A 24,285-nucleotide genomic window follows, 5' to 3' on the forward strand; every position below is an offset into this window, starting at 1 on the left:
ACCGGATATTCAATTCGGTTCATCACATTCGTGTGAATGAAATGAATATCCTGAACTTACTCACTCGTTGCTCAGTTTTGAGAGCTCAAACTCTCAAAAAAAGCTGGTTGTTTACAGCTTTGCACCTTGAAAACTGGATACCGAAACGAAATTGCGTTTTAGAATATTCCTTTAAGCTGATCTTGTGTAAACAAGTGAAATAAAGGTAGCAGATAAGGAAAGATCTTTTGCCTTTGGCAAAAATCATTCTTTATCGAACATCGACATTTTCTTTTATCAAAGAAAAGTCTAGGTTAAGCTACAAAGAGCACACGGAGGATGCCTAGGCGCCAGGAGCCGACGAAGGACGTGGCGAACAACGATAAAGCCTCGGGGAGCTGTAAGCAAGCTTTGATCCGGGGATGTCCGAATGGGGAAACCCGGCTGTCTTCATCGACAGTCACTTTCTGCTGAATACATAGGCAGAATAGAGGCAGACCAGGGGAACTGAAACATCTAAGTACCCTGAGGAAGAGAAAACAATAGTGATTCCGTCAGTAGCGGCGAGCGAACGCGGATTAGCCCAAACCAAGGAGCTTGCTCCTTGGGGTTGTGGGACGTCTCACATGGAGTTACAAAGGAACCGGTTAGATGAAGAGGTCTGGAAAGGCCCGCCAGAGAAGGTAAAAGCCCTGTAGTTCAAAACTTGTTCCCTCCGAGACGGATCCCGAGTAGTGCGGGGCACGTGAAACCCCGTATGAATCCGGCAGGACCATCTGCCAAGGCTAAATACTCCCTGGCGACCGATAGTGAAGCAGTACCGTGAGGGAAAGGTGAAAAGCACCCCGGAAGGGGAGTGAAATAGATCCTGAAACCGTGTGCTTACAAGAAGTCAGAGCCCGATCTATGGGTGATGGCGTGCCTTTTGTAGAATGAACCGGCGAGTTACGTTCCCGTGCAAGGTTAAGGTGAAGAGCTGAAGCCGCAGCGAAAGCGAGTCTGAATAGGGCGATCTTTAGTACGTGGACGTAGACCCGAAACCGGGTGATCTACCCCTGTCCAGGGTGAAGGTGCGGTAACACGCACTGGAGGCCCGAACCCACGCATGTTGAAAAATGCGGGGATGAGGTGGGGGTAGCGGAGAAATTCCAATCGAACCCGGAGATAGCTGGTTCTCCCCGAAATAGCTTTAGGGCTAGCCTCGGAAAGAAGAATCGTGGAGGTAGAGCACTGATTGGGTGCGGGGCCCGCAAGGGTTACCAAGCTCAGTCAAACTCCGAATGCCATAGATTTAGTTCCGGGAGTCAGACAGTGAGTGCTAAGATCCATTGTCGAAAGGGAAACAGCCCAGACCATCAGCTAAGGTCCCCAAGTGTGTGTTAAGTGGGAAAGGATGTGGAGTTGCACAGACAACCAGGATGTTGGCTTAGAAGCAGCCACCATTGAAAGAGTGCGTAATAGCTCACTGGTCGAGTGACTCTGCGCCGAAAATGTAACGGGGCTAAACACACCACCGAAGCTATGGCTTGATGCTTTGCATCAGGGGTAGGGGAGCGTTGAATGCGGGTTGAAGGTGTACCGTAAGGAGCGCTGGACTGCATTCAAGTGAGAATGCCGGTATGAGTAACGAAAAGATCTGTGAGAATCAGATCCGCCGAAAGCCTAAGGGTTCCTGAGGAAGGTTCGTCCGCTCAGGGTAAGTCGGGACCTAAGGCGAGGCCGATAGGCGTAGTCGAAGGACAACAGGTCGAAATTCCTGTACCACCGTAATCCGTTATGAGCGATGGGGTGACGCAGTAGGGTAGTGACGCGGACTGATGGATGTCCGTCTAAGCAGTGAGGCTGGTGTGTAGGCAAATCCGCACATCGTTAAGGCTGGGCTGTGATGGGGAGCGAAAATTATAGTAGCGAAGGTCATGATCTCAGACTGCCAAGAAAAGCCTCTAGCCAGGAGAAGGTGCCCGTACCGCAAACCGACACAGGTAGGCGAGAAGAGAATTCTAAGGCGCGCGGAAGAACTCTCGTTAAGGAACTCGGCAAAATGACCCCGTAACTTCGGGAGAAGGGGTGCCTCGGTAGGGTGAATAGCCCGAGGGGGCCGCAGTGAAAAGGCCCAAGCGACTGTTTAGCAAAAACACAGGTCTGTGCGAAGCCGCAAGGCGAAGTATACGGGCTGACGCCTGCCCGGTGCTGGAAGGTTAAGGGGAGTGGTAAGCCTTCGGGCGAAGCTATGAACCGAAGCCCCAGTAAACGGCGGCCGTAACTATAACGGTCCTAAGGTAGCGAAATTCCTTGTCAGGTAAATTCTGACCCGCACGAATGGCGTAACGACTTGGGCGCTGTCTCAACGAGAGATCCGGTGAAATTTTAATACCTGTGAAGATGCAGGTTACCCGCGACAAGACGGAAAGACCCCATGGAGCTTTACTGCAGCTTGATATTGAATTTGGGTACGATCTGTACAGGATAGGTGGGAGCCGTCGAACTTTGAGCGCCAGCTTGAAGGGAGGCATCCTTGGGATACCACCCTGATCGTATCTAGGTTCTAACTTGGTACCGTAAACCGGTGCGAGGACAGTGTCAGGTGGGCAGTTTGACTGGGGCGGTCGCCTCCTAAAGAGTAACGGAGGCGCCCCAAGGTTCCCTCAGAATGGTTGGAAATCATTCGAAGAGTGCAAAGGCAGAAGGGAGCTTGACTGCGAGACCTACAAGTCGAGCAGGGACGAAAGTCGGGCTTAGTGATCCGGTGGTACCGCATGGAAGGGCCATCGCTCAACGGATAAAAGCTACCCTGGGGATAACAGGCTTATCTCCCCCAAGAGTCCACATCGACGGGGAGGTTTGGCACCTCGATGTCGGCTCATCGCATCCTGGGGCTGAAGTAGGTCCCAAGGGTTGGGCTGTTCGCCCATTAAAGCGGTACGCGAGCTGGGTTCAGAACGTCGTGAGACAGTTCGGTCCCTATCTGTCGTGGGCGTAGGAAATTTGAGAGGAGCTGTCCTTAGTACGAGAGGACCGGGATGGACGTACCGCTGGTGTACCAGTTGTTCCGCCAGGAGCACCGCTGGGTAGCTATGTACGGAAGGGATAAGCGCTGAAAGCATCTAAGCGTGAAGCCCCCCTCAAGATGAGATTTCCCAATTAGTAAGACCCCTTGAAGACGACGAGGTAGATAGGTTGGGGGTGGAAGTGCAGTAATGCATGGAGCTGACCAATACTAATCGGTCGAGGGCTTATCCTAAAATAAAACGCAATGAGTTTCGGATCCAGTTTTCAGGGTGTAAGTTTTGTATTGTATAAGCACAAGTGGCTTATATGGAACAAGCGAACACACAGCATTTGGCGATGCTGATTCCTGAAAAAGAATTTGCTCAGCAGATTCATGTTTGGTGGCGATAGCGGAGGGGTTCCACACGTACCCATCCCGAACACGACCGTTAAGCCCTCCAGCGCCGATGGTACTTGGACCGCAGGGTCCTGGGAGAGTAGGACGTCGCCAAGCAACAAGTAAAGAGGACCATGATCTCATTGAGATCATGGTCCTCTTTGGTATATTAGGGTACAAACCACTTGTATAATTGCTTCTATGCTGCGCATTCAAAGAAGAGATACGCTCTTGTGAATAGCTATTACTCTTAAAAACGCTTTTTTTTAAAGGTTGTCCTCCGTAGGAGTACAGTTGTTTGTACAGGGAAATACTAAAGGTTAGGGCTATTGTTGAAGGCTTGACACCCCTATACCGCTTTGCTAAGATTGCAATAATATATTTTCAGAGAGCCTTGATTTGTCCATGTCGGACAGACAACAAGACCAATACAGACTAAACAATTTGAAGGAGGATCATCTTGGTGTGGGAAGATAAATTCGGTAAGGAAGGCCTTACCTTTGACGATGTTTTGCTGGTACCTCGCAAGTCGGTGGTTCTGCCCAAAGAAGTAAGCGTGGCGACTCGTTTGAGTGATAACGTAAAGCTGAATATTCCTTTGATGAGTGCTGGTATGGATACTGTTACTGAGGCAGTGTTGGCAATCGCGATGGCTCGTGAGGGCGGTATCGGTATTATTCATAAAAATATGTCGATTGAACAGCAAGCGGTAGAGGTGGATCGGGTTAAACGTTCTGAGAGCGGTGTTATCACCAATCCATTCTCATTGACTCCGGATCATTTGGTATCTGATGCTGAAGCAGTTATGGGTAAATACCGTATTTCTGGTGTACCTGTTGTAAACGAAGAAAACAAACTGGTGGGTATTATTACTAACCGTGATCTTCGCTTTATTCACGATTTTAACCTTAAAATCAGTGAAGTCATGACGAAGGAAGAACTGGTAACTGCACCTGTAGGTACGACTTTACAGGAAGCGGAAGTCATTTTGCAAAAGCATAAGATTGAAAAGCTCCCTTTGGTCGATGATGAAAATTATCTCAAAGGTCTTATCACCATTAAAGATATTGAGAAAGCTATTCAATTTCCGAACGCAGCGAAAGATGCACAAGGTCGTCTTCTGGTCGGTGCGGCTGTTGGTATTTCCAAGGATACATTTGATCGGACTGAAGCACTTGTAAAAGCGGGTGTGGATATGATTGTTGTGGACTCTGCTCACGGCCATCATATTAACATCATTGAAGCGGTCCGCAAGCTGCGTGAAGCTTATCCTGATCTGACGATTGTAGCAGGTAATGTAGCTACTGGAGACGGAACGCGCGAATTGATTGAAGCAGGAGCATCGGTCGTAAAAGTCGGTATTGGTCCAGGCTCCATCTGTACAACACGCGTAATCGCAGGGATAGGTGTTCCACAAGTAACAGCAATTTATGATTGTGCAACAGTAGCACGTGAATATAATATTCCGATTATTGCAGACGGCGGTATTAAATACTCCGGTGAAATTACAAAGGCCATTGCGGCAGGCGCTTCTGCGGTAATGCTGGGAAGTCTTTTTGCAGGTACGGAAGAAAGCCCGGGCGAATCTGAAATTTATCAAGGACGCCGCTTTAAAGTATATCGTGGTATGGGCTCTATGGCTGCGATGAAGCAAGGTAGTAAAGATCGTTATTTCCAAGATGACGACAAGAAATTGGTACCGGAAGGCATTGAAGGACGCGTTGCTTATAAAGGACCACTTTCCGACACTGTCCATCAGCTGTTGGGCGGTCTTCGTTCCGGTATGGGTTATTGCGGTACAGCTAATATTGAGGAGCTTCGTAACGATACAAGCTTTATCCGTATTACAGGTGCTGGTCTGCGTGAGAGCCATCCGCATGATGTGCAAATTACGAAAGAAGCACCAAACTACTCTCTATAAAGTTCGGCTGTAGTAGACTTGACGACAGGCAGAGCGTATTTCGCTCTGCCTGTCTTTTTTTAGAGATACCCCTGTGATAGAATAGACAAGTGTCCGCCTTTATGACGAAATTATTGACGAATTAGGGCACGTAGGTCTTTTGGACGATTCCTACCAGTAAAGAAGATTCGAGCAGAAAATGCTCATGACAGGATACAACTAAGAAAACGAAATAAAACGAAATGGAACTGGATTTTAACACTAAAACATTAATTACATTGGCCAAGTAGAGGCTGTAACCACCGTCTCGTTGTACATAACGGATCGGGTTGAGGTACGAGAGGAGTTTGTATTCATTTGAAAGCGAACAATTTAAAGCAAAATACAAAACGCAGCATGATTAAAAAGAGCGTGACTGCAGTCATGGTGCTCAATATGATGTATATGTCGGCATTGCCTGTTGTAGGCAATTTCGATCCGAGCGTGGCTACTTTTGCAGCTGGAGCGGCAACACAGGCAACCAATATTACGGGGACAGGTTCTATTAACCCCCCTAGTCTGGCACTACGTTCTGCCATTTTGATCGAGCCTTCCACGGGGCAAGTATTGCTGTCTATGAATCCAGATGAGCCACTTCCACCAGCAAGTATGACTAAAATGATGACAGAATACATCGTGGCTGAACAGGTTAAGCAAGGCAAACTCAAGTGGACGGATAAGGTTACGGTTAACGAGAATGCTTCTAAGAGCATTGGATCACGTATTTTTTTGGCTCAAGGGGATCAACATACGGTAGAAGAGCTTTATATTGCCATGGCGGTAGGTTCTGCTAATGATGCAACAGTAGCCCTTGCTGAACGCGTATCCGGAACTGAGCAGGATTTTGTAAAACTAATGAATGAAACAGCTCAGAAAATGGGCATGAAAAATACGTATTTTATCAACTCGACTGGTTTGGACCGTGGTGATATGCCGAAAGGCTTCCAGCCGGATACAGACCGGGAAACGGTGATGACAGCGAGAGATGCAGCTACTCTGGCTGGTTACATCATTAAAGATCATCCGGATTACACACGATTCACGACAATTCAATCTTACAAATTCCGTCCTACTGACAAGGCGCCGATTATTAACTATAACTGGATGCTGGAAGCAAACAAAAATATTACTAACTTTAGAAAGTTTGCTTACCCAGGTTTAGACGGGATGAAAACAGGCCATACGGCCAATGCTGGCAACTGTTTTACAGGAACCGCTGAACGCAATGGAATGCGTCTCATCAGTGTAGTTATGGGAGCTGATTCAGATGCACACCGTTTTACAGAGACAGCTAAAGTGCTGAACTATGGTTTTGATAATTTTGAAGTGAAGCAGGTTATTGCCCCAAAGACGGTGGTTAAGGGTGTTGAGAATGTGCCAGTGACCAAAGGTACGGAAACAGAAGTGCCGATCGTTACAAAAGATGCAGTAAGTTTTATCGTACCCAAGGGTGCGAGCAATCCCAAGGTAACCTTTACAACGAACATTACACCAGCAAGCTCTCTTGTAGCACCTTTGAAGCAAGGGGCCAAAGTCGGAACCATTACGTACACGTACAAGACAGACGGTGTGGATAAAGGGCAGACGAAAACCGTTGATCTGGTTACTACGACAGCAGTAGAAGAGGGCGGCTGGTTCCGAATGCTTTTCCGGGCAATCGGTGATTTCTTCGGAGATCTGTTCCAAGGAATTAAGAATCTCTTCTAAATAAGCAAAGCTAAGCGACCTACCTTGTTTTTCATTACTTATTTTGCAGCTTGAAATGATTGTGTATTTGGCATTGGTGCGGTAAAATATTTAGTTAGAATCTAAACGTAACCCTTACAGGAGGCAACGACATGGAAACGGGAACTTCGCGTGTAAAAAGAGGTATGGCAGAGATGCAAAAAGGTGGCGTAATCATGGATGTCATGAACGCTGAGCAGGCTAAAATTGCAGAGGCAGCAGGAGCTACAGCTGTAATGGCTCTTGAACGGGTACCTTCGGATATCCGTGCAGCTGGTGGGGTTGCTCGTATGGCTGACCCAACGATTGTGGAAGAAGTTATGAAGGTTGTTTCTATTCCTGTTATGGCTAAGGCTCGCATCGGTCACTTTGTAGAGGCAAAGGTACTGGAATCTCTCGGTGTTGACTATCTCGATGAGAGCGAAGTATTGACACCTGCGGATGAAGTTTTCCATATTGATAAGCGGGAGTTCACCGTTCCATTTGTTTGTGGAGCCAAGGATCTGGGAGAAGCGCTGCGTCGCATTGGTGAGGGTGCATCTATGATCCGTACGAAGGGTGAACCGGGAACTGGGAATATTGTTGAGGCCGTTCGTCATATGCGTTTTATCAATGGTCAAATTCGCAAGGTGCAAAACTTGTCGAAGGACGAGCTGTATGCAGAAGCGAAAAACCTCGGTGTTGCATATGAACTGCTGTTAGAAGTGCATGAGCTTGGCAAGCTGCCAGTGGTTAACTTTGCAGCGGGTGGTGTAGCAACACCTGCTGATGCCGCGTTAATGATGCATTTAGGCGCTGATGGCGTCTTTGTAGGTTCTGGTATTTTCAAGTCGGATAGCCCTGAGAAGTTTGCACGGGCAATCGTGGAAGCGACCACTCATTATACGGATTACAAGCTGATCGCAGAAGTCTCCAAGAATTTGGGGACTCCTATGAAAGGCATTGAAATTTCCAAACTGGCACCGCATGAGCGCATGCAGGATCGTGGTTGGTAAGAAAGAAGGGACCGGCATGAAAATAGGTGTATTGTCGCTGCAAGGCGCTGTAGCTGAACATATACGAAGCGTTGAACGTGCGGGTGCGGAAGGTATAGCGGTGAAGAAGATCGAACAGCTCGATGAGCTGTCCGGTCTTATCATTCCCGGTGGTGAAAGTACCACTATCGGTAAGCTAATGCGCAAGTATGACTTTATAGAGGCTATACGTCAGTTTTCCAATCAAGGCAAGCCTGTATTTGGCACTTGCGCAGGATTGATTGTACTGGCTAAAACGATTCAAGGACAGGAAGAAGCACATTTGGGACTCATGGATATTACAGTATCGCGTAATGCATTTGGTCGCCAAAGAGAGAGCTTTGAAACAGACTTGAACATTAAAGGGATTGAGGAACCGGTTCGTGCCGTATTTATACGCGCACCATTAATACAGTCTGTTGGAACGGGAGTAGATGTGCTGTCTGAGTATAACGGCGAGATCGTGGCAGCCCGTCAGGGTCATTTGCTGGCTTCATCCTTCCATCCGGAGTTAACAGACGATTACCGGTTACATCAATATTTTGTGGATATGGTCCGCGAATAGTGAAAGTCAGGTTTGTAGTGTAGGAGGGATTACCTGTGTTAGATATAAAGATTTTACGTAATGAGCTTGGTAGGGTTGAGAAAGCTTTGCAGAACAGGGGGAAATCTCTGGATCTGATTAATGGTTTTACAGATCTGGATGTAAGCCGTCGTGAGTTACTTCAGGAAAGTGAAGGGCTCAAAAATCGTCGGAACGTGGTATCCGGTGAAGTAGCCAAGTTGAAGAAGAATAAGGAAAATGCGGATGATCTTATTGCAGAAATGCGTCAAGTCTCCGATCGTATCAAAGAATTAGATGAGCAAGTACGCGAACTGGAAGTTCAGATCGACGAACTGGTGATGTCTATTCCGAATATTCCCAATGGAACAGTACCTGTTGGCGCATCGGAAGAGGATAATGTAGAAATCCGTCGCTGGTCGGAGCCGCGCGAGTTTTCCTTTAAACCCAAAGCGCATTGGGAGTTGGCTCAGGATCTAGATATTCTTGATTTTGAAGCAGCAGCCAAGGTAACGGGTTCTCGTTTTACGTTCTACAAAGGACTGGGAGCAAGACTAGAGCGTGCGCTGATTAACTTTATGATGGATCTGCACAGCAGTGAGCATGGTTATGAAGAAATGCTTCCTCCATACATCGTAAATCGGGACAGCTTGTACGGAACGGGCCAACTTCCGAAGTTTGAAGAAGATTTGTTCAAGCTGCGTGATACGGAGTATTATCTCATTCCTACGGCTGAAGTTCCGGTAACGAACTACCACCGTGAAGAGATCATGAATGCGGAACAGCTTCCGAAATATTATGTGGCATACAGCTCTTGCTTTCGCTCGGAGGCAGGATCAGCGGGACGTGATACACGTGGCCTGATCCGTCAGCATCAGTTCAATAAGGTAGAGATGCTTAAGCTGGTTCACCCGGATACCTCTTATGAAGAATTGGAGAAAATGACGAATAACGCTGAGCGTGTTCTACAACTGCTCGGACTTCCATATCGCGTGCTGGCACTTTGCACTGGAGATATGGGCTTTACGTCTGCCAAAACGTACGATCTGGAAGTATGGTTGCCTGAGAGTGGCATGTACCGCGAGATTTCTTCTTGTTCAAACACAGAAGACTTCCAAGCGCGTCGTGCGAACATCCGGTTTCGTCCAGATTCGAAGGCGAAGCCTGAATTTGTACATACGCTGAACGGTTCAGGATTGGCTGTAGGGCGGACTGTGGCTGCTATTTTGGAGAACTATCAGCAAGAGGATGGAAGCATCGTGATCCCAGAAGTACTGCGTTCATATATGCGAGGCATTGAGGTTATTGCTCCTAAACAGTAAGTATTGCATTCTTAGAAATCCTGTGGTAAAATAATTTTGTTGCGCCTGAGTATGTTTAAAAGGGAAGCAGCTTTATCCATTTACCACCTGGAGAGGTACCGAAGCGGTCATAACGGGGCGGTCTTGAAAACCGTTAGAGTGCAAGCTCACATGGGTTCGAATCCCATCCTCTCCGCCATATTCTAAATAAACCAAGCCATTCAAATACGATAGCTGGTACATTGGCCTTTAGATGCTAATGATCAGGAATCGTGGAGAATGGTTTTTTTGTTGTATAAAAAGCTCGGTTTTTTCACACGTTATCAGATATGGAGGTGCTGGCATGAATCGAGAAATGACAGTAGATCAGCAAAAGCTGGTAGAGGCCTGGCAGGAACAACTGCCGATTCTTTTGAATTCAGGGGATAAATCGCAGGTACAGGCAGATGAAGCTGACAACCGGGCAATACGAATCCACATCGAGGTAGAAGGCCGACAAATGTACTCCTTTGATTTTGCATGTACTTATGTAGATTCCCGGGAAGTGCAGGTTAGCTTAGTCGATGTAGAGCGGGATGGACAGTCTGTAGATGAACGAACAGATATCATTCAACAGCTGGTGTCTGATTATACTCGGCATATTCACCAATGTGCCCAGACATTACAGTCATTGACGCATTCGTAGTATGAAGGAATGAGGAGGAAGGCTACATGACAAAAGCCAAAAACGGACTGGATAAAAACCTGTCTAACATTGTTGATGATTTGGAGCAACGTCCAGTGAATAGTCATCAGGCACAGCAAGTGCAGCAGGATCGTAATGATCGCCGTCATCAGGATTCACTAAACCACGATAAAACAGAAGATCTACACCATCTATAGTCCTATTTTTAATGGTAATAAACGGATTTGTTGATGTACCACAAATATAGACTGAGAATGGAGATGCATAAATGGGCAAGCCTAAAGCCATTCCTGTCCCTGAAGCACAGGATTCTGGTGGAAGTAACGAAAAGCGTGAGCGTAGTCATCAGCAGGAGCCGTTATCTGGTTCCAAGAAGGTGAAACAGCGGAATCACGTGGATCATCATAACAGAGAAGGTTCATAAGCAGGAAGACCTTTCTCCTAAAAATATATTGCATCGATAGTACACCCTGGTTAGGAGAACCAGGGTGTCTTTGTGCTTATTGTAAGAAAATTTTCCAATAAGTGTTTCGCTGTTTGAGAATATGAGTTAAAATAGGAGGTGTGTATTTTTTTGTTAGCATAAAAAAGGGGTTAATTACGAGAGGAGAGAATCTACACAATGAGTAAAAAGTTATCCGTCTTGGTACTCACTATGGTGTTGCTTTTGACGGTAGCCCTGGTAGGTTGTAGCAAGAAGTTAGAACCGAAGGAAGCAGTTACGACCGGTACTGCAAATGCAATGAAGTTGAATTCTTATGAATCCAAAAGTCAATTTACCGTTAAGGATCTGACAATTTCATCTGCTACTTTACCAAGTGAACAAAGTGCAATGATAACCAGTATGCTGAAAAATGCAGACATTACGCTGGACGGTGTATATCAAAAAGAACCTTTCCAATCTGAAATGACGCTCGGCATTCATTTGAAAGGTGATCTTTCCACCAGCTTCACGATTCCAATGGTGATGACTAAAGATAAACTGTACGTTAAAATTCCTAATATTCCATTTTACCCGCTCCCACAGGATGTTGTAGGTAAATTCCTGATCATTGATCCACAAGAACTGGCTAAACAATCGGGACAAGAATTTAACCCTGCAGCTATGGATCAAGAAAAATCGCAGAAATTTGCGAATGAAGTGATCGCTGCTATTATGAACGAGTATGATCAAGCTACGTACTTCTTTGATATTGATCCTAAAGACGCTAAGTTGCCACAAGGCGTTGAAGCTAAACAAGTAGTTCAGTTTAAAATAACGAACGACAACGTGAAGCAAGCAACCAATACATTTATCACTAAGGCGCTTCCTAAAGTCCTTGATATAATGTCTAAGGACGAATATGCTAGCATGCTTCAAGTGAAGAAGGAAGAGCTGTCTGAAGCGAAGAAAGAATTGCAATCTAACACCAGCGAAGTTAGCAAAAAGCTGGATGAGTTGAAAAACTACTTGACAGTGAAGCAGTTTGACATTAACACAGCTTTGAACAAGGATAACATTCCTGTGTATCAAGACCTGAATGCGAATGTAGAGATGAATGATCCGGCTACAAAAGACAATGTAAAATTGTCTGTAACAGGCTACACGCAATACAACAAAATCAATGCTAAAGCAGCATTTAAAGTAGGTATTCCAACAGCTGATCAAGTCCTGACGATGGAACAACTGCAACAAAAAATGCAAACTGTTGCTCCTTAAGTATGGGATAACATGATTGCAAGAAAACCGCTCGGCATAGGCCGGGCGGTTTTTTGTTTACTTTTAATGTTGTCCCTGTACAGTCATTTAGCTCTGCCACACGTCATCCTCGGCTAAAAGTCCAAACATCTGGTGATCCTGCCATGTGCCCTGAATCTGTACAAGCTTGCGAGCAATGCCTTCTGGTCGAAAGCCACATTTTTCTAATACACGTTGTGAGCGATCATTATGCAAAAGAGTACCCGCTTGGAGACGATGTAGAGATAAGGCACGAAAGGCATATTGTATGATTAACTTTAAGGCAGCGGTCATATGCCCTTTACCCTGTTCATGATGATCCATCATGTAGCCGATATCAGCGAATTGTCCAACTCCACGTACTAGATTGGAAATGGAGATATAACCGATGAGCCGTTCTTCCTTTAAGAGAAAGATACCGAATACGTAACCTCGATCTTCTTCGGCTTGCCGCAATTTCTGACGGATGTAGTCCTGTTGTTTCTCTAATGTGAAAAATGAATCCTCGTAAAGCGGCTCATAAGGCGCATGGGAATCCCTATTTCGGTGCCTAAGGGCGAGAAGGGCTCCGCTATCCGCCAAGCTAAATGGCCGTAAAAAGATACCTTGAGGCGTATTATACAAGCTCATAGGCATGGGGTGATCTCCTTCCATGGGGAATTAGCAATGAGATGAGGTATTTTGGACTGTGTCTCCTCAGAATGAAGACGAGGGAGGAGACAATTTGGCTGCCGCTCTTTTTTGCCGGAGATGCCGAAAGAAGCTCGTTAGCAGCGATGCACATTCCTCCTGCAGTACACCACTAGTTACTTCTGTACAATGATTGAACCGAGGCTCCTGTAATAAATTCATCAGCGTGCCTGCGCAGCCTGCCTTGGGATCTGTAGTGCCGTATATCAAATGGGGAACCCGTGATTGCACAATGGCTCCGGCGCACATTGGACACGGCTCCAGAGTGACATACAGCCTACAATCCAGCAGGCGCCAGGCACCTAAGTGCTCACTGGCCTGACGAATGGCGACCATCTCTGCATGTGCGGTTGGGTCAGCATCCGTCTCGCGCAAATTGTAGCCGCGACCGATGATTTCATTATCTTTTACGATGACAGCCCCGATAGGGACTTCACCTAACGTTTCTGCCTTATACGCTTCCTGAATGGCTTCTTTCATCCAATAGGCGTGATCCATGGTGGTCACTGGGAAAATGCTCCTTTCAAAACGCGGAATTATCCAACGAACAAATATTCCGTTGTTAACATGATGTGAATAAAATTGTGGATAACAAGGTACTTGTCCACAGGTTTATCCACAGTTTATAATAAAATCTGTGTATTTGTGGACTACCTGTGGATGATTATCTTTTATATTGTAGGCAAATCCTCGTCTATTGACAATACTGTACACAAGGTGTGTATTTATGTATATCCGGTAAATGTAAATGCTGGTATCACAGGCGCTATTACGGTATCATTGAGTTAGCAATTCCCAGTAATCGCCAGCATGCGGCAAGAGGTGAGAAATCAGTGTGTCGATAAAAATCAGAATAACGATCATTTTGTCGGGGTCCGTCCTGTTTATCCTTTTATTAAACATCGCACTTAATTATTACACGACCCATGAAAACCTAAGAAGTGACAGTGAAACTAAAATGGTTCTGACGGCTAAAATTATCGGAGGAGCTATCGAACAAACCCAACATAGCTGGGAGGCCGTTGACAAACAGCTCGGATATAATCTGTGGCTTTCTGCCACGTTGGCTGCCAATCAGCTCGATCCTGACATTCGAAATATTCAGCAGGAACAGCTTCAAAAGGTGGCCTCACTCCACAGAGATACTAATATTTCCTTGATGATTCGAGACGGGCAGGGGTATAAGGTTGTTAGATCCTCGGATCCTAAAGAAGTAACGCCATCCGATCCATTGACAGGATATTGGAAAAATGCAGTTGACCAATTATATGAGCACGGACAGGCTGCAATGGTGCAAGGTCAGAAACTGGATCATTTTTGGACGGGGTCATTTGACTACACCGGTTCAGACTCCTCAGATATTAACAAATGGGGATTTTATTATGATCAAAAACGTAACTACTTAATTCGAATTTCCTTTCAGGATACTTCAGTACAAAATTTCATAACCATCCTGAGCCCCGATGAGATCGTAAAGCAAACTCAACAAGTGGATTATCGCATCATGGAGATTACAGGAATTAACCCTGCAACCTTTGGTGGCGCTTCGATGGACAAGAACGGAAACGATTCGAAATACTATTACATGTACAACAAACCGATCCAATTCGGCACGTATCAACTAACAAGGGTGCAGGAAGATCGTTTGGCCGTGTCCAGAGCTATCCTCTCGGGGGAGAGTATTGTACAAGACTGCTATATTAAAGGTGAGCGGGTTCTCGTCAGTTACATACCTTTTTATCCGGCTAATCGTGATGCCTATGTTATCCGTATTGTTATGAATTATGATACGATCACTTCTGTTATTTCCAAGCAATTGATAAGTTTAATTGCCATTTCCATTGTCCTTTTAGAGGTGGTGATCATTGGAAGCTATGTGCTGGCAAGTCTGTTTGTCCGCCCAATTCAGTCGATTCTGGGGAAAGTGAATGAGATGGCTGACGGTCATTTTGATACACGGCTAGAAATAAAAGGTGGTCATGAGCTTGCACAGTTGGGTGAGCGCATCAATGCGATGGCCTACAACCTAGGGATGTACACGAGAAGACTCGAGCAGATGTATGAAGAGAACCGTTCTGTAAAGGAACATCTAGAATCGGTTATTAATCAGACAGCAGATGCGATTCATGTAACCGACGAGGAGGATCGCGTCGTTCGGGTCAATCATGCCTTTGAAGCTTTGTACGGCTGGACCAAGAAAGAATTGGTTGGTCGTAAGTTGGAATTTGTACCTCCACAGCAACAGGAGGAATATGAATTTCAGAAGAAGAGCCTGCTTCAGGGAGAGAGCATCGTATCAAGTGAGTCCCTTAGAATGCGGAAGGATGGAAGTACAGTAGAGATTAGTATGAGCACATCGCCTATTCTGGATGAAGAAGGCCAGATTTTGGGGTTTATCTGCGTGTCGCGTGATATCACGGGTCGCAACCGGATGGAGGAGTTGTTGCGCAGATCAGAGAAACTGACAACCGTCGGGCAACTGGCGGCAGGCGTAGCGCATGAGATTCGTAATCCGCTAACCACGCTACGTGGCTTTCTCCAACTACAGCAGCAAAATCAAGTGTTGAATATGAAACACAACGATATTATGATGTCTGAGCTGGATCGCATTAATTTGATCGTTAGCGAGTTTTTAATACTGGCGAAGCCACAGGCAGTGCATTTTCAGAAAAAAGATGTTCGTTATATTGTGAGCGACGTGATTTCTTTACTAGATAGTCAGGCGCATCTGCTGGGCATTGTATTCAACCTTCAGGTCACGGACGAGCCTGCCCTGGTATACGCTGAAGAAAATCAGTTAAAGCAAGTATTCATTAATTTACTTAAAAATAGCATGGAGGCTATGAGTAAAGGTGGCATCATCACGATTCATTTGTTCTTGGAGGGAGAAAACGTTAAAATCTTCATACGGGACCAGGGAGCGGGTATTCCCGCAGAAATGCTGTCCAAGTTGGGAGAACCTTTTTTCACAAACAAAGAAACAGGTACAGGACTAGGACTTATGGTCAGCCAGCGTATTATACAGAGTCATAAAGGCACACTGGATATTGAAAGCACAGAGGGAGAGGGAACGACAGCCCTGGTGCAGCTTCCGATTGCCAAGCCGGAGTAACGGGCTGGGGCGCAGGAGGAAGTGTGTTAGTAGAAATGGAGGGTACACAGGTTGCGCATTAACAAGTTTATCAGCGAAACCGGTTTTTGCTCGCGCCGGGAGGCAGACAAGCTGGTAGAGAGCGGTCGCGTGACGATTAACGGCGAAGTGGCTGTGCTGGGTAGTCAAGCGGAAGAAGGCGATGATGTTCGCGTGAACGGCAAGCCACTGCGCGATAAGTCTGATCACGTCTATATTGCATTGAACAAACCGGTGGGCATTACAAGTACAACGGAGAGCCACATTAGAGGCAATGTTGTTGATTTTGTGGGGCACCCGCAGCGGATATTCCCGATTGGACGCCTGGATAAGGATTCGGAAGGTCTCATTTTACTTACCAACGATGGAGACATTGTGAATAAGATTCTACGGGCAGAAGGCAAGCATGAGAAAGAATATATTGTAACAGTGGACCGCCCTGTCGTACCGTCTTTTGTGCAGGGCATGTCTAGCGGGGTGAAAATACTCGGTCAGCGGACGCTACCTTGTGAGGTGACGCGTGTATCTGAGTATGTATTCCGTATTATCCTGACTGAAGGGAAAAATCGTCAGATCCGGCGTATGTGTGCAGCCTTCGGTTATGAAGTTAAAAAACTGCAAAGGCTGCGAATCATGAATATTCGGTTGGGGTCCCTTCAGAAAGGTGCCTGGCGTGATCTGACAGAGGCTGAGAAGCTGGAGCTTGGTCAGATGCTCGATTATACGCTTAGCTAATGCCAGAGGGGCTTGTATAGCCTAGAGCGTATGATCGTCGTATCTGAAAGGGCAAAGTACAGGAAGCACTAAACAAAGAGGCACCAGCTGCATAAAAATGCGGCGGTGCCTTTGTTCATATAACATATGCATAATCAACCTTCACTCGAGCTTGAGGTAGGACTGATGACTTGTGTCCCGTTCTGATATTTGCGGAGAACAGATATTTCAACACGACGGTTTTTAGAGCGCCCTTGACCATCTTGATTGCTTGCCAATGGACGATACTGGCCATAACCGATGGATACAAACTTGGTTGGGTCGAGATCTGGATTGAGCAACAAGATACGCAAGAAATTCAGAGAGCGCTTGGCGCTCAAATCAAAATTGGACGGGAACTGGCTGTTGGAGATCGGTACATTATCCGTGTGACCCGATACGATAACATCATAGCCAGGGAACTGCTGGAGCATACTAGAAATGGACTTGGCCAGCTTTCTTGCTTCCGGCTTTACTTCGGCCTGCCCGGATGAAAACAAGGCATTATCACTAATGGTGATCATTAGTTGCGATTGGTTTAGCTTGGTATTCAGCAACGGGGTCAGGCCGTTATTTTGAATGTATTGATCCATCTGTTTTTTAAGCTTTTTTAAATCTTCTTCTTCCCGTTGGGCCAGCTGTTTTTGCAGTTCAGAGGTAGAAGTAGCTTTCGATTTTACGGGTTGTGACACTTGTTCTTTATTTTTGCCCATATCCATGGATTGTGACGACGGATTCGCGGCTGAGTGATCCAGTACGCCAGTGCCGCCATTAAAAGCTGCACTCAGGGATTGAGCCATAGTTTCAAATTTTTTGGCGTCGAGCGAGCTCATACCGAATAAGACAATGAAAAGAGCCAACAGAAGGGTCATTAAGTCGGAATATGGCAACAGCCAGCTTTCGTCAGCATGCTCTTCATGCGGTTCATGTCTCTTTTTACTCACTGGAATCGCCATCCTTCTGGGTCATCGTAGCCCGTTCGGTCGGAGTCAGGAAGATCGTCAGTTTCTGACTGATGGCGATCGTCGATATCCCCGATTGAATGGAAAGCAGACCTTCGACCATCATTAATTTAAGCTCGACTTCTTTTTTGGATAACCGTTTCAGCTTGTTGGACATCGGATGCCACAGGACATAACCTGTAAAAATACCGAGCAACGTCGCAATGAAGGCTGCTGCAATGGCATGAGAGAGCTTTTCCATGTCACTAAGGTCGGCCAGAGCGGCGATCAGACCTACAACCGCACCGAGTACCCCGAGCGTTGGAGCGTACATACCGGCTTGGGAGAAGATCAGCGCGCCAGAGCGATGTCGATCCTCGGTGGCATTGATATCCTCCATTAGAACGTCCCGTACGAATTCCTGATCATTGCCGTCAATAATCATTCGCATGCCGCCACGCATAAAGGGATCGTCGATTTCCTCTACCTTGGATTCCAAGGCGAGCAGACCTTCACGACGGGTAATGGATGCCCACTCGGTAAACGTACCGATGAGCTCTTTGCGGTCTAACAGTTTTTGTTCGGTGAAAATAACCTTGAACAGCTTCGGAATCCGTTTGATTTCTGCCATCGGGAAGGCCATAAATATACTCGCTGCCGTTCCGACGAAAATAATCATGTAAGCAGCGGGATTATTGACCAGATTGACGACCGGAGCGCCTTTTAAGATCATCCCGACGACCAGTGACAAAATCCCGAGCACAAGTCCAATAATGGTTGAAATTTGCATGATACACCTCATCCATGAGAATAGATTTTGAATCCTTTCATGCCGCCGGGGTCGTCCTTGCCCCAAGCGCGTCATTACAAGACGGATTATAGTATTTATCGACAAAACTCTCTTTTTTGTTAAGTGCGAATTTCCGGTATAATAAGGTGATTATGTATTGAATGGCGGAACCATTGGAGGAAATGGCATGGGAGTAAAGCATGGACGTGAGTATGAACAAATTTTGAACGATTTGACAGAGGCTGTGGGGCGCATCCCAGATAGCTATGAATTTTTTGAGATGGAAGCAGAAGATTGGGACAGGCTGGACCCGGCGGGACGTCAGGAAGTCAATGAAGCTTTGGCAGAAGACTTATTTTATGCACTGGGTACAGAGCCCACAATCACTGTAGGGAGTGGCGTTGTGATCTATGAGCCGGAGCAGCATCGTATCTATGTACTGATTGGGGACGAGGAGCTGACGTCAGTCCCTTTGATTTGAGGTCCGTCTTATGGATTTATCAACGGGGCCGTGGTAATATGTACACCAATATATCGTAGTTTTGGCCGTATTTAAGCGGTCGAAAGGCTTCCGTATAAACGGGGAGGAGTTCGTAACATGCCTTTTACACAAGAAGAGATTGAAGCACATCTGGAGAAACTGGAGGGCTGGGAGCTGGAGGAAGGACGTTGGATCGTTCGGAAATATAATTTTTCCAGTTTTATGAAAGGGATTGCATTCGTGGATGAAGTTGCCGCTATATCTGAAGCATTCAATCATCATCCATTTATTACGATTGATTACAAGACCGTGACTCTGCGTTTGACCTCTTGGGACGATGGCGGTATTATGGCCGTGGATATTAAGGAAGCCCAACAATATAATGAAGCTTTTGAAAAAATGCGTAGCAGTCATTGAGCTTGTAATGATCTGTCGTATGATGATAAAAGCGCCTTCGCTATACAACATCGTGGTTGTATGCCGAAGGCGCTTTTATCATAGAACCTGGGTTGGGTGCTCGGGACGATATACCATACAATAAAATGGTTTCTTGCCGTCGGGGGTCTGGCGTTCATAGGTATCTGTAAGCTCAAATCCAGCCGCCTTGTAGGCCCGGATAGCGCGCCCATTCCAAGTAAGCACCTCTAGATCAATTTCATTCTTCGGGTTGCGTCGTTGGGCTTCCTCTGCAATGGCACGGACAAAATCAGAGCCTTTGCCATGTCCGCATCTTTCAGGATGCATGCCAAGACCTAGCCGGGTCACACCGATCATAGGAAAATATTGAGCAAATCCCATCAGCTTGTTCTCTTCATCCAGTACGGCAACATATTGCTCTTGGCGAAGCGTGGGACTTCCAAATTCGACCTCAAGCGCCTTCATTTGTTCCCAGGGGAGCCAACCGTATATGTTATAAGGTGGATCATAGCGCCACTCACAGATTGCAGCCGCTTGATGCTCGTCCATCGGTACGATCCGATAGTTGGATATTGAGGCCGGCATGTGTTCCATCCTCCTTTTACAGGTGCTTCAATCATTAACAACAGATTGTAGACAAGTTGCAGGGGAATAGCAAGCGTGTTTATTTTATACCCAAGACGGGTATACATTCAATAAGAAGGAATTACTGCTCATATGCTCCCCCAGCGGTGACGGTAAAACCGACGATGTTCGCTAAAATTGAAACCTTTTGAGGTGTCAGTTCGTCAGTAAAGATAATCATTGCTGATGTTGTGGACATAAAAAGCCGCAATTCGATTCCGGCAGAATCAAATTGCGGCTAGAGTTAGCTTGCTGTGCGTTAGTTATTCTACGTTGTCGTCATCAGGAATATCTGAAGCTACAGAATGGTAAGCGTCTGTGCTCATAATTCTTTTTGCACCGACATAGCGGTTAGCGTAATAATTTTCGTTCAGTGAGCTAACTACTACACCACGTGAAGTCGAGGAGTGGGCAAATTTCCCTTCACCTACGAAGATACCTACATGGGAAATGCCTCTTCCTGTGGTGTTGAAGAACACCAGGTCCCCAGGCCTCATTTCATCGCGGGATACAGAAGATCCCATTTTGAATTGTGATCCAGATTGATGCGGAAGTTTAATTCCCAGTTTGTTGAATACATACATTGTGAAGCCGGAGCAATCGAATCCCTCGAGTGTAGTGCCTCCGCTTCTGTAGTTCGTTCCTTTGGCATCTTGGATGACCTGGTCCATCTTGGAGTCTGCAAATGCACTGCCGCCACCGAATGTAAAAGATGTAAAGGCAATGGCAAGACTCATAGCTGCGATCGTTAGCTTCTTCTTCAAAAAAAATATACCCCTTCCAATGCCTGCGAGGTTAGCTTAAGGATTCGGTAGAAGGTTCCCCTATGACCACTCTGTTGCGAGATCAATTCACCCAAACTGGTTCCCCCGCTTCCTAGGTGCCAGGAATTAGGCTTTACTTAAGATGTGCACCTTGGAGAGCAGTATTCACAATAACGATATTTTTGAGATAAAGGTTACAATAAAGATTACAAAGTTGTTACTATCAGTTCACTGCGATTATTGTAACAAAGTCGGCTGGCTTTGGCAAATGTTTCATTGCAAAAAGTTACAAAAAAAATCTGCTCCTAATGTCCCAGGAACAGATCTTGTTAACAGTATTCAGTTATGTGCCGTTTGCGCGGTTATGCATAAAGTTTTTTCGACAGACGGAAATGAAGTGATTAACATAAAGGAAGGGCTTAGCTTCTACTGGAGATATCGGTATGCCATAGTCTGTACTGCGAACTGATATGCCACAGCCTGACCAGACTAGTAACAAAATGATACGATTGTTGGAGAATGAGCGCGAGCATGCCAGTCCAAATCATTGCCACGGTGCCAAATAGACCGAAGACCAGCAGCACACAAGCACCGAGCAAAAGGGATATACCGACAGCTGGGAGAAGCTGGCGAAAGAAGGCGAGCAGGGACGATAGTATGGCGTGACCACCGACAGTGCCTAGTTGCATATACAGGATGCACTGCCGAATGAACCATCCGTATGCCATCCATCCCATGGCATAGGGCAACAAGTGCAGCAGGTAAGAGGGAGATTGAAGCGTACCTGCTACAATAGGGTAGAGTCTCGGTACTACCCAAAAGGCGGGAATCAGCAGCAGTCCCAACTCGATGATGTAATACAACAGCGACGACATGCCATGGCGTTTCATACCTTTGAAAAAGGACAGGCTTTGCGGCTCAGTCGCATCGGTATGCAGGCTTTGATATATTCCGGCTCTAATGAAGGGAGTGATTAGTATGCGTAGTACAGTCGCCCCTAGTAGTATCCACAAATACACATGTACTTCCCGGCTGTCCATCAGAGCAATCTGGCTCTCCATCCAAAACAAGGTCTGTCCCAGCTCGTTTTGACCCTGATCAGGATAACGGAGCAATAGCGGGATAACGGCAGACTGCACCAGTCGATAGAGAAACACCCCCCACAGTAGTCGATACAGAAATAAAATGATAACGATATAGAATCGTATGCGCACCAGCGCCCAGCCCTCTTTTATAACAGTCCGCATCTATAGACACCTCACCATGACAGACTTCCAAGCAGTGTCTCCAACAGCTTGGTTACACTTATACTCCAACGGGTTTGTTGCTTTTCGTCCAATTCGGCTTTTAGGGTATTGTTAATATGCTTGTTCTCCAGTGCAATGGTATATAGGGGATCAAGGGTTACATAGGAAACGGGAGAAGTACTTTTGATCCGAAAAGTTGTGCTTTTGCCCGCACCGTCCCAAGCCTTGAATTTCGTGGTTCCATCCTTGAAGGTAAATTGGACAGGGATCTTGGGATAATCCGCCCCTTTTTTGCTGACCGTCACGACTGCTTCATATCCATTCTCCAGCTTGTGGTTTGTGATGTGATCCACTGAAAAGTCCGCCATCTGGCCGTCATATACATACTGTTCAAAATAGTGGCTCCATGAGCGTCCGGTGACTCTCTCCACGATACGTTGAAAATCCTGTGAGGACGGATGCTTAAATCGGTACGTCTGGACGTAGGTCCGCATAATGCGATCCATTTTTTTCATACCCACCTGACGTTCAATGCCCCGTAGTACCAGCTTGCCTCGAGAGTAGGCATTTTGCGCGTACTCAGCAGCCGAGCCGTACTTCCATGACTCACGGTTTAGCGGCTGTGGGGAGGATACCTGTCCCGATTGTAATGGCAAGTTGGGGGTAAGCCCATATTCTTGCTCCATAAGTCGCTCCTCTGCATAGGAGGTGAAGCTTTCATCCAGCCACGGCTCCTCAAATTCATTATTGGCTACCATTCCATAGAAATATTGATGTCCAATCTCATGAACTAATGTCCGTTCCAGACTATAGCCAGGATTGAGATTACCCGCAGCAGCGGCCGTGATGAGTGTCGGATACTCCATGCCGCCAGCTCCATTGCCTGATTTAGGTGGAACCACGATGGACAGGGTGGAATATGGATAAGGCCCGTACCATTTGCTGTAGTACAAAAGAGCGGCCTTCGCTGCGCTCATATAGCGTCCTTTGAGCTCCTTGTGCGATGGGTCAAGGTAGAGCTTGATTTTGACACCAGGGACTTCAGCAGAAGAAAAGGGTTCTTCTACGGCTACAAAGTTGGGTGAAGCGGACCAGGCAAAATCGTGTACATCATCGGCATAAAATTGATATATTTTTTGTCCGTTCTGTCGGACGGCACCACGGGTGGGAAATCCGGTCGCTGCTACGATATGAGTTTCAGGCACCCGAATCCGTACGCTGTAAATTCCAAAATCGGCATAAAACTCGGAGTTACCATGATACTGGTGGAGGTTCCAGCCCTCCTCGGCGCGTCCACGCTGTCCTGCAGTCTCGTAGACACTGAGCTTCGGGAACCACTGTCCTGCCATTACAAAATCATCTGTCCCACCCATACGAGCAAAGATGGCAGGCAGTTTTACCTCAAACTTCATATATAATGTGATTTCTTCGCCACCTCGTACTGGCTTGGGTAGACGCACCTTCATGAGCGAACGGTCGCCTGCGTTACCGTCATCTGGCTGCACATATTGGATGCGATGCATGAGGGATAAACCGTCTTCTGTTTTTAGTTCAGTCAGCGTCATAGAGCCAAAGCCGTCTTTGGGCATGGTGTCTCCGCGCAGCTTTCCACCGGATTCCTTCATAAAGGTGGTTTCCATGGAAGAGAAGGCGTTCGGGTATAGATGAAGATACAGATCATTCACGGTTTTCTTGCCCGGATGTTTCCAGGTCAGTGTCTCAGTGCCTCGCAAAACCTGTCCCTTTTCCAGAGATACATCAATGTGGTACTCTACCACCCGTTTGCTGAGGATTTCTGTAGCGGGTTGTGGAGGGTTCTTGGGCAGGTCAGGCAGGATGTTTGCCCCTAGAGGCTTGCCCACATTTGGGGCAAGCGCAGACTCAGACAGGGAGCCGTATAGTGGTTGGCCTATGGACTGCGGGTCGGATTGCGATTGGGGCTGCCAGGCAAACCATAACGTCCCTGCGAGGAGACCGAGGGCTAGTGTAGACAATAAAACGATTTTAGTGCGTGCTGGGGTCATACAATGGATACCTCCCGTTGACAAGCATCTACAGCATGTATATGTTTGCTTTCAGGAGATTATTAGTTAAAATATTTATAGTGTAGAATGAGTGTGAAGACGGAAAATGGAGGTCTAG

The 24,285-nt window shown here is 46.5% G+C and carries 21 protein-coding genes, 1 tRNA gene, 2 rRNA genes and 1 riboswitch; of the genes, 16 read left to right on the top strand and 8 right to left on the bottom strand.

The annotated features are described in order from the left end of the window. The first annotated feature begins 291 nt into the window (after positions 1–291). The 12 genes from MLD56_RS00425 (at position 292) to MLD56_RS00480 (ending at position 12,288) form a co-directional block, all read left to right on the top strand. Positions 292–3,220: ribosomal RNA gene (locus MLD56_RS00425) — 23S ribosomal RNA — on the top strand. 144 nt (positions 3,221–3,364) lie between these two features. Continuing rightward, positions 3,365–3,481: ribosomal RNA gene (gene rrf / locus MLD56_RS00430) — 5S ribosomal RNA — on the top strand. Positions 3,482–3,827: 346 nt separating this feature from the next. Further along, positions 3,828–5,285, top strand: coding sequence for an IMP dehydrogenase (gene guaB, locus MLD56_RS00435; protein ID WP_013308172.1), 1,458 nt, complete (start codon positions 3,828–3,830; stop codon positions 5,283–5,285). Between the two features lie 336 nt (positions 5,286–5,621). Then, a complete protein-coding gene (locus MLD56_RS00440; protein WP_029514963.1) occupies positions 5,622–7,010 on the top strand; it encodes a D-alanyl-D-alanine carboxypeptidase family protein in 1,389 nt (462 codons plus the stop codon). A gap of 131 nt (positions 7,011–7,141) precedes the next feature. Beyond that, positions 7,142–8,023 (top strand): pyridoxal 5'-phosphate synthase lyase subunit PdxS, encoded by an 882-nt coding sequence (pdxS, locus tag MLD56_RS00445; protein ID WP_025720037.1) that lies wholly within the window; start codon positions 7,142–7,144, stop codon positions 8,021–8,023. A 16-nt stretch (positions 8,024–8,039) separates the two neighbouring features. Further along, positions 8,040–8,606 carry a pyridoxal 5'-phosphate synthase glutaminase subunit PdxT gene (pdxT, locus tag MLD56_RS00450; protein WP_029514961.1) on the top strand — a complete coding sequence of 189 codons (567 nt, stop codon included), beginning with the start codon at positions 8,040–8,042 and terminating at the stop codon, positions 8,604–8,606. A gap of 35 nt (positions 8,607–8,641) precedes the next feature. Next, complete coding sequence (gene serS / locus MLD56_RS00455; protein ID WP_029514960.1) at positions 8,642–9,925, top strand: serine--tRNA ligase; 1,284 nt, start codon at positions 8,642–8,644, stop codon at positions 9,923–9,925. A gap of 89 nt (positions 9,926–10,014) precedes the next feature. Beyond that, positions 10,015–10,103, top strand: a tRNA-Ser gene (locus MLD56_RS00460). A gap of 144 nt (positions 10,104–10,247) precedes the next feature. Further along, positions 10,248–10,589, top strand: a complete 342-nt coding sequence (locus MLD56_RS00465; protein WP_029514958.1) for a hypothetical protein — start codon at positions 10,248–10,250, stop codon at positions 10,587–10,589. 26 nt (positions 10,590–10,615) lie between these two features. Continuing rightward, positions 10,616–10,786, top strand: coding sequence for a hypothetical protein (locus MLD56_RS00470; RefSeq protein WP_007428073.1), 171 nt, complete (start codon positions 10,616–10,618; stop codon positions 10,784–10,786). Between the two features lie 71 nt (positions 10,787–10,857). Beyond that, positions 10,858–11,013: a small acid-soluble spore protein P gene (locus MLD56_RS00475; protein ID WP_029514956.1), complete on the top strand. Its 156-nt coding sequence runs from the start codon at positions 10,858–10,860 to the stop codon at positions 11,011–11,013. A gap of 198 nt (positions 11,014–11,211) precedes the next feature. Continuing rightward, positions 11,212–12,288 (top strand): hypothetical protein, encoded by a 1,077-nt coding sequence (locus MLD56_RS00480; RefSeq protein ID WP_029514954.1) that lies wholly within the window; start codon positions 11,212–11,214, stop codon positions 12,286–12,288. Positions 12,289–12,375: 87 nt separating this feature from the next. Here the strand turns inward: MLD56_RS00480 and MLD56_RS00485 are convergent, their stop codons facing one another. Both MLD56_RS00485 and tadA read right to left on the bottom strand, forming a co-directional pair. Continuing rightward, positions 12,376–12,942 (bottom strand): GNAT family N-acetyltransferase, encoded by a 567-nt coding sequence (locus tag MLD56_RS00485; RefSeq protein WP_029514952.1) that lies wholly within the window; start codon positions 12,940–12,942, stop codon positions 12,376–12,378. A gap of 60 nt (positions 12,943–13,002) precedes the next feature. Continuing rightward, positions 13,003–13,503, bottom strand: a complete 501-nt coding sequence (gene tadA, locus MLD56_RS00490) for a tRNA adenosine(34) deaminase TadA (RefSeq protein WP_029514951.1) — start codon at positions 13,501–13,503, stop codon at positions 13,003–13,005. 328 nt (positions 13,504–13,831) lie between these two features. Here tadA and MLD56_RS00495 point away from each other — a divergent pair, with 328 nt between their 5' ends. Beyond that, the gene (locus MLD56_RS00495) at positions 13,832–16,108 is read left to right on the top strand and encodes a PAS domain S-box protein (RefSeq protein ID WP_029514948.1); all 2,277 of its coding nucleotides are present in this window, start codon (positions 13,832–13,834) and stop codon (positions 16,106–16,108) included. 51 nt (positions 16,109–16,159) lie between these two features. Further along, positions 16,160–16,861 carry a 23S rRNA pseudouridine(2604) synthase RluF gene (gene rluF, locus MLD56_RS00500; RefSeq protein ID WP_029514947.1) on the top strand — a complete coding sequence of 234 codons (702 nt, stop codon included), beginning with the start codon at positions 16,160–16,162 and terminating at the stop codon, positions 16,859–16,861. A gap of 134 nt (positions 16,862–16,995) precedes the next feature. Here rluF and MLD56_RS00505 read toward each other — a convergent pair whose 3' ends face one another. After that, entirely contained in the window at positions 16,996–17,823 is an 828-nt protein-coding gene (locus tag MLD56_RS00505) for a flagellar motor protein MotB (protein ID WP_029514945.1), read from the bottom strand. Continuing rightward, positions 17,816–18,610: a flagellar motor stator protein MotA gene (gene motA, locus MLD56_RS00510; RefSeq protein WP_029514943.1), complete on the bottom strand. Its 795-nt coding sequence runs from the start codon at positions 18,608–18,610 to the stop codon at positions 17,816–17,818. The genes MLD56_RS00505 and motA overlap by 8 nt, the downstream gene beginning before the upstream one ends. Before the next feature lie 187 nt (positions 18,611–18,797). Between motA and MLD56_RS00515 the strand changes: the two genes are divergently transcribed. Further along, on the top strand, positions 18,798–19,091 hold the full coding sequence (locus MLD56_RS00515; RefSeq protein WP_013308186.1) for a hypothetical protein: 294 nt from the start codon (positions 18,798–18,800) through the stop codon (positions 19,089–19,091). Between the two features lie 117 nt (positions 19,092–19,208). After that, positions 19,209–19,508, top strand: a complete 300-nt coding sequence (locus MLD56_RS00520; protein WP_007428083.1) for a 4a-hydroxytetrahydrobiopterin dehydratase — start codon at positions 19,209–19,211, stop codon at positions 19,506–19,508. A 78-nt stretch (positions 19,509–19,586) separates the two neighbouring features. Here the strand turns inward: MLD56_RS00520 and MLD56_RS00525 are convergent, their stop codons facing one another. From MLD56_RS00525 to MLD56_RS00540, 4 genes are all read right to left on the bottom strand, one after another. Further along, entirely contained in the window at positions 19,587–20,093 is a 507-nt protein-coding gene (locus MLD56_RS00525; RefSeq protein WP_029514941.1) for a GNAT family N-acetyltransferase, read from the bottom strand. A gap of 302 nt (positions 20,094–20,395) precedes the next feature. Then, entirely contained in the window at positions 20,396–20,896 is a 501-nt protein-coding gene (locus MLD56_RS00530; protein ID WP_029514939.1) for a C40 family peptidase, read from the bottom strand. 5 nt (positions 20,897–20,901) lie between these two features. Beyond that, positions 20,902–21,039, bottom strand: a riboswitch (cyclic di-AMP (ydaO/yuaA leader). A 276-nt stretch (positions 21,040–21,315) separates the two neighbouring features. Then, a complete protein-coding gene (locus tag MLD56_RS00535) occupies positions 21,316–22,143 on the bottom strand; it encodes a hypothetical protein (RefSeq protein WP_029514937.1) in 828 nt (275 codons plus the stop codon). Between the two features lie 11 nt (positions 22,144–22,154). Next, a complete protein-coding gene (locus MLD56_RS00540; RefSeq protein WP_029514936.1) occupies positions 22,155–24,167 on the bottom strand; it encodes a M1 family metallopeptidase in 2,013 nt (670 codons plus the stop codon). Positions 24,168–24,285 lie beyond the last annotated feature (118 nt).

It is taken from the genome of Paenibacillus peoriae (assembly GCF_022531965.1).
Taxonomy (GTDB): Bacteria; Bacillota; Bacilli; order Paenibacillales; family Paenibacillaceae; genus Paenibacillus; species Paenibacillus polymyxa_D.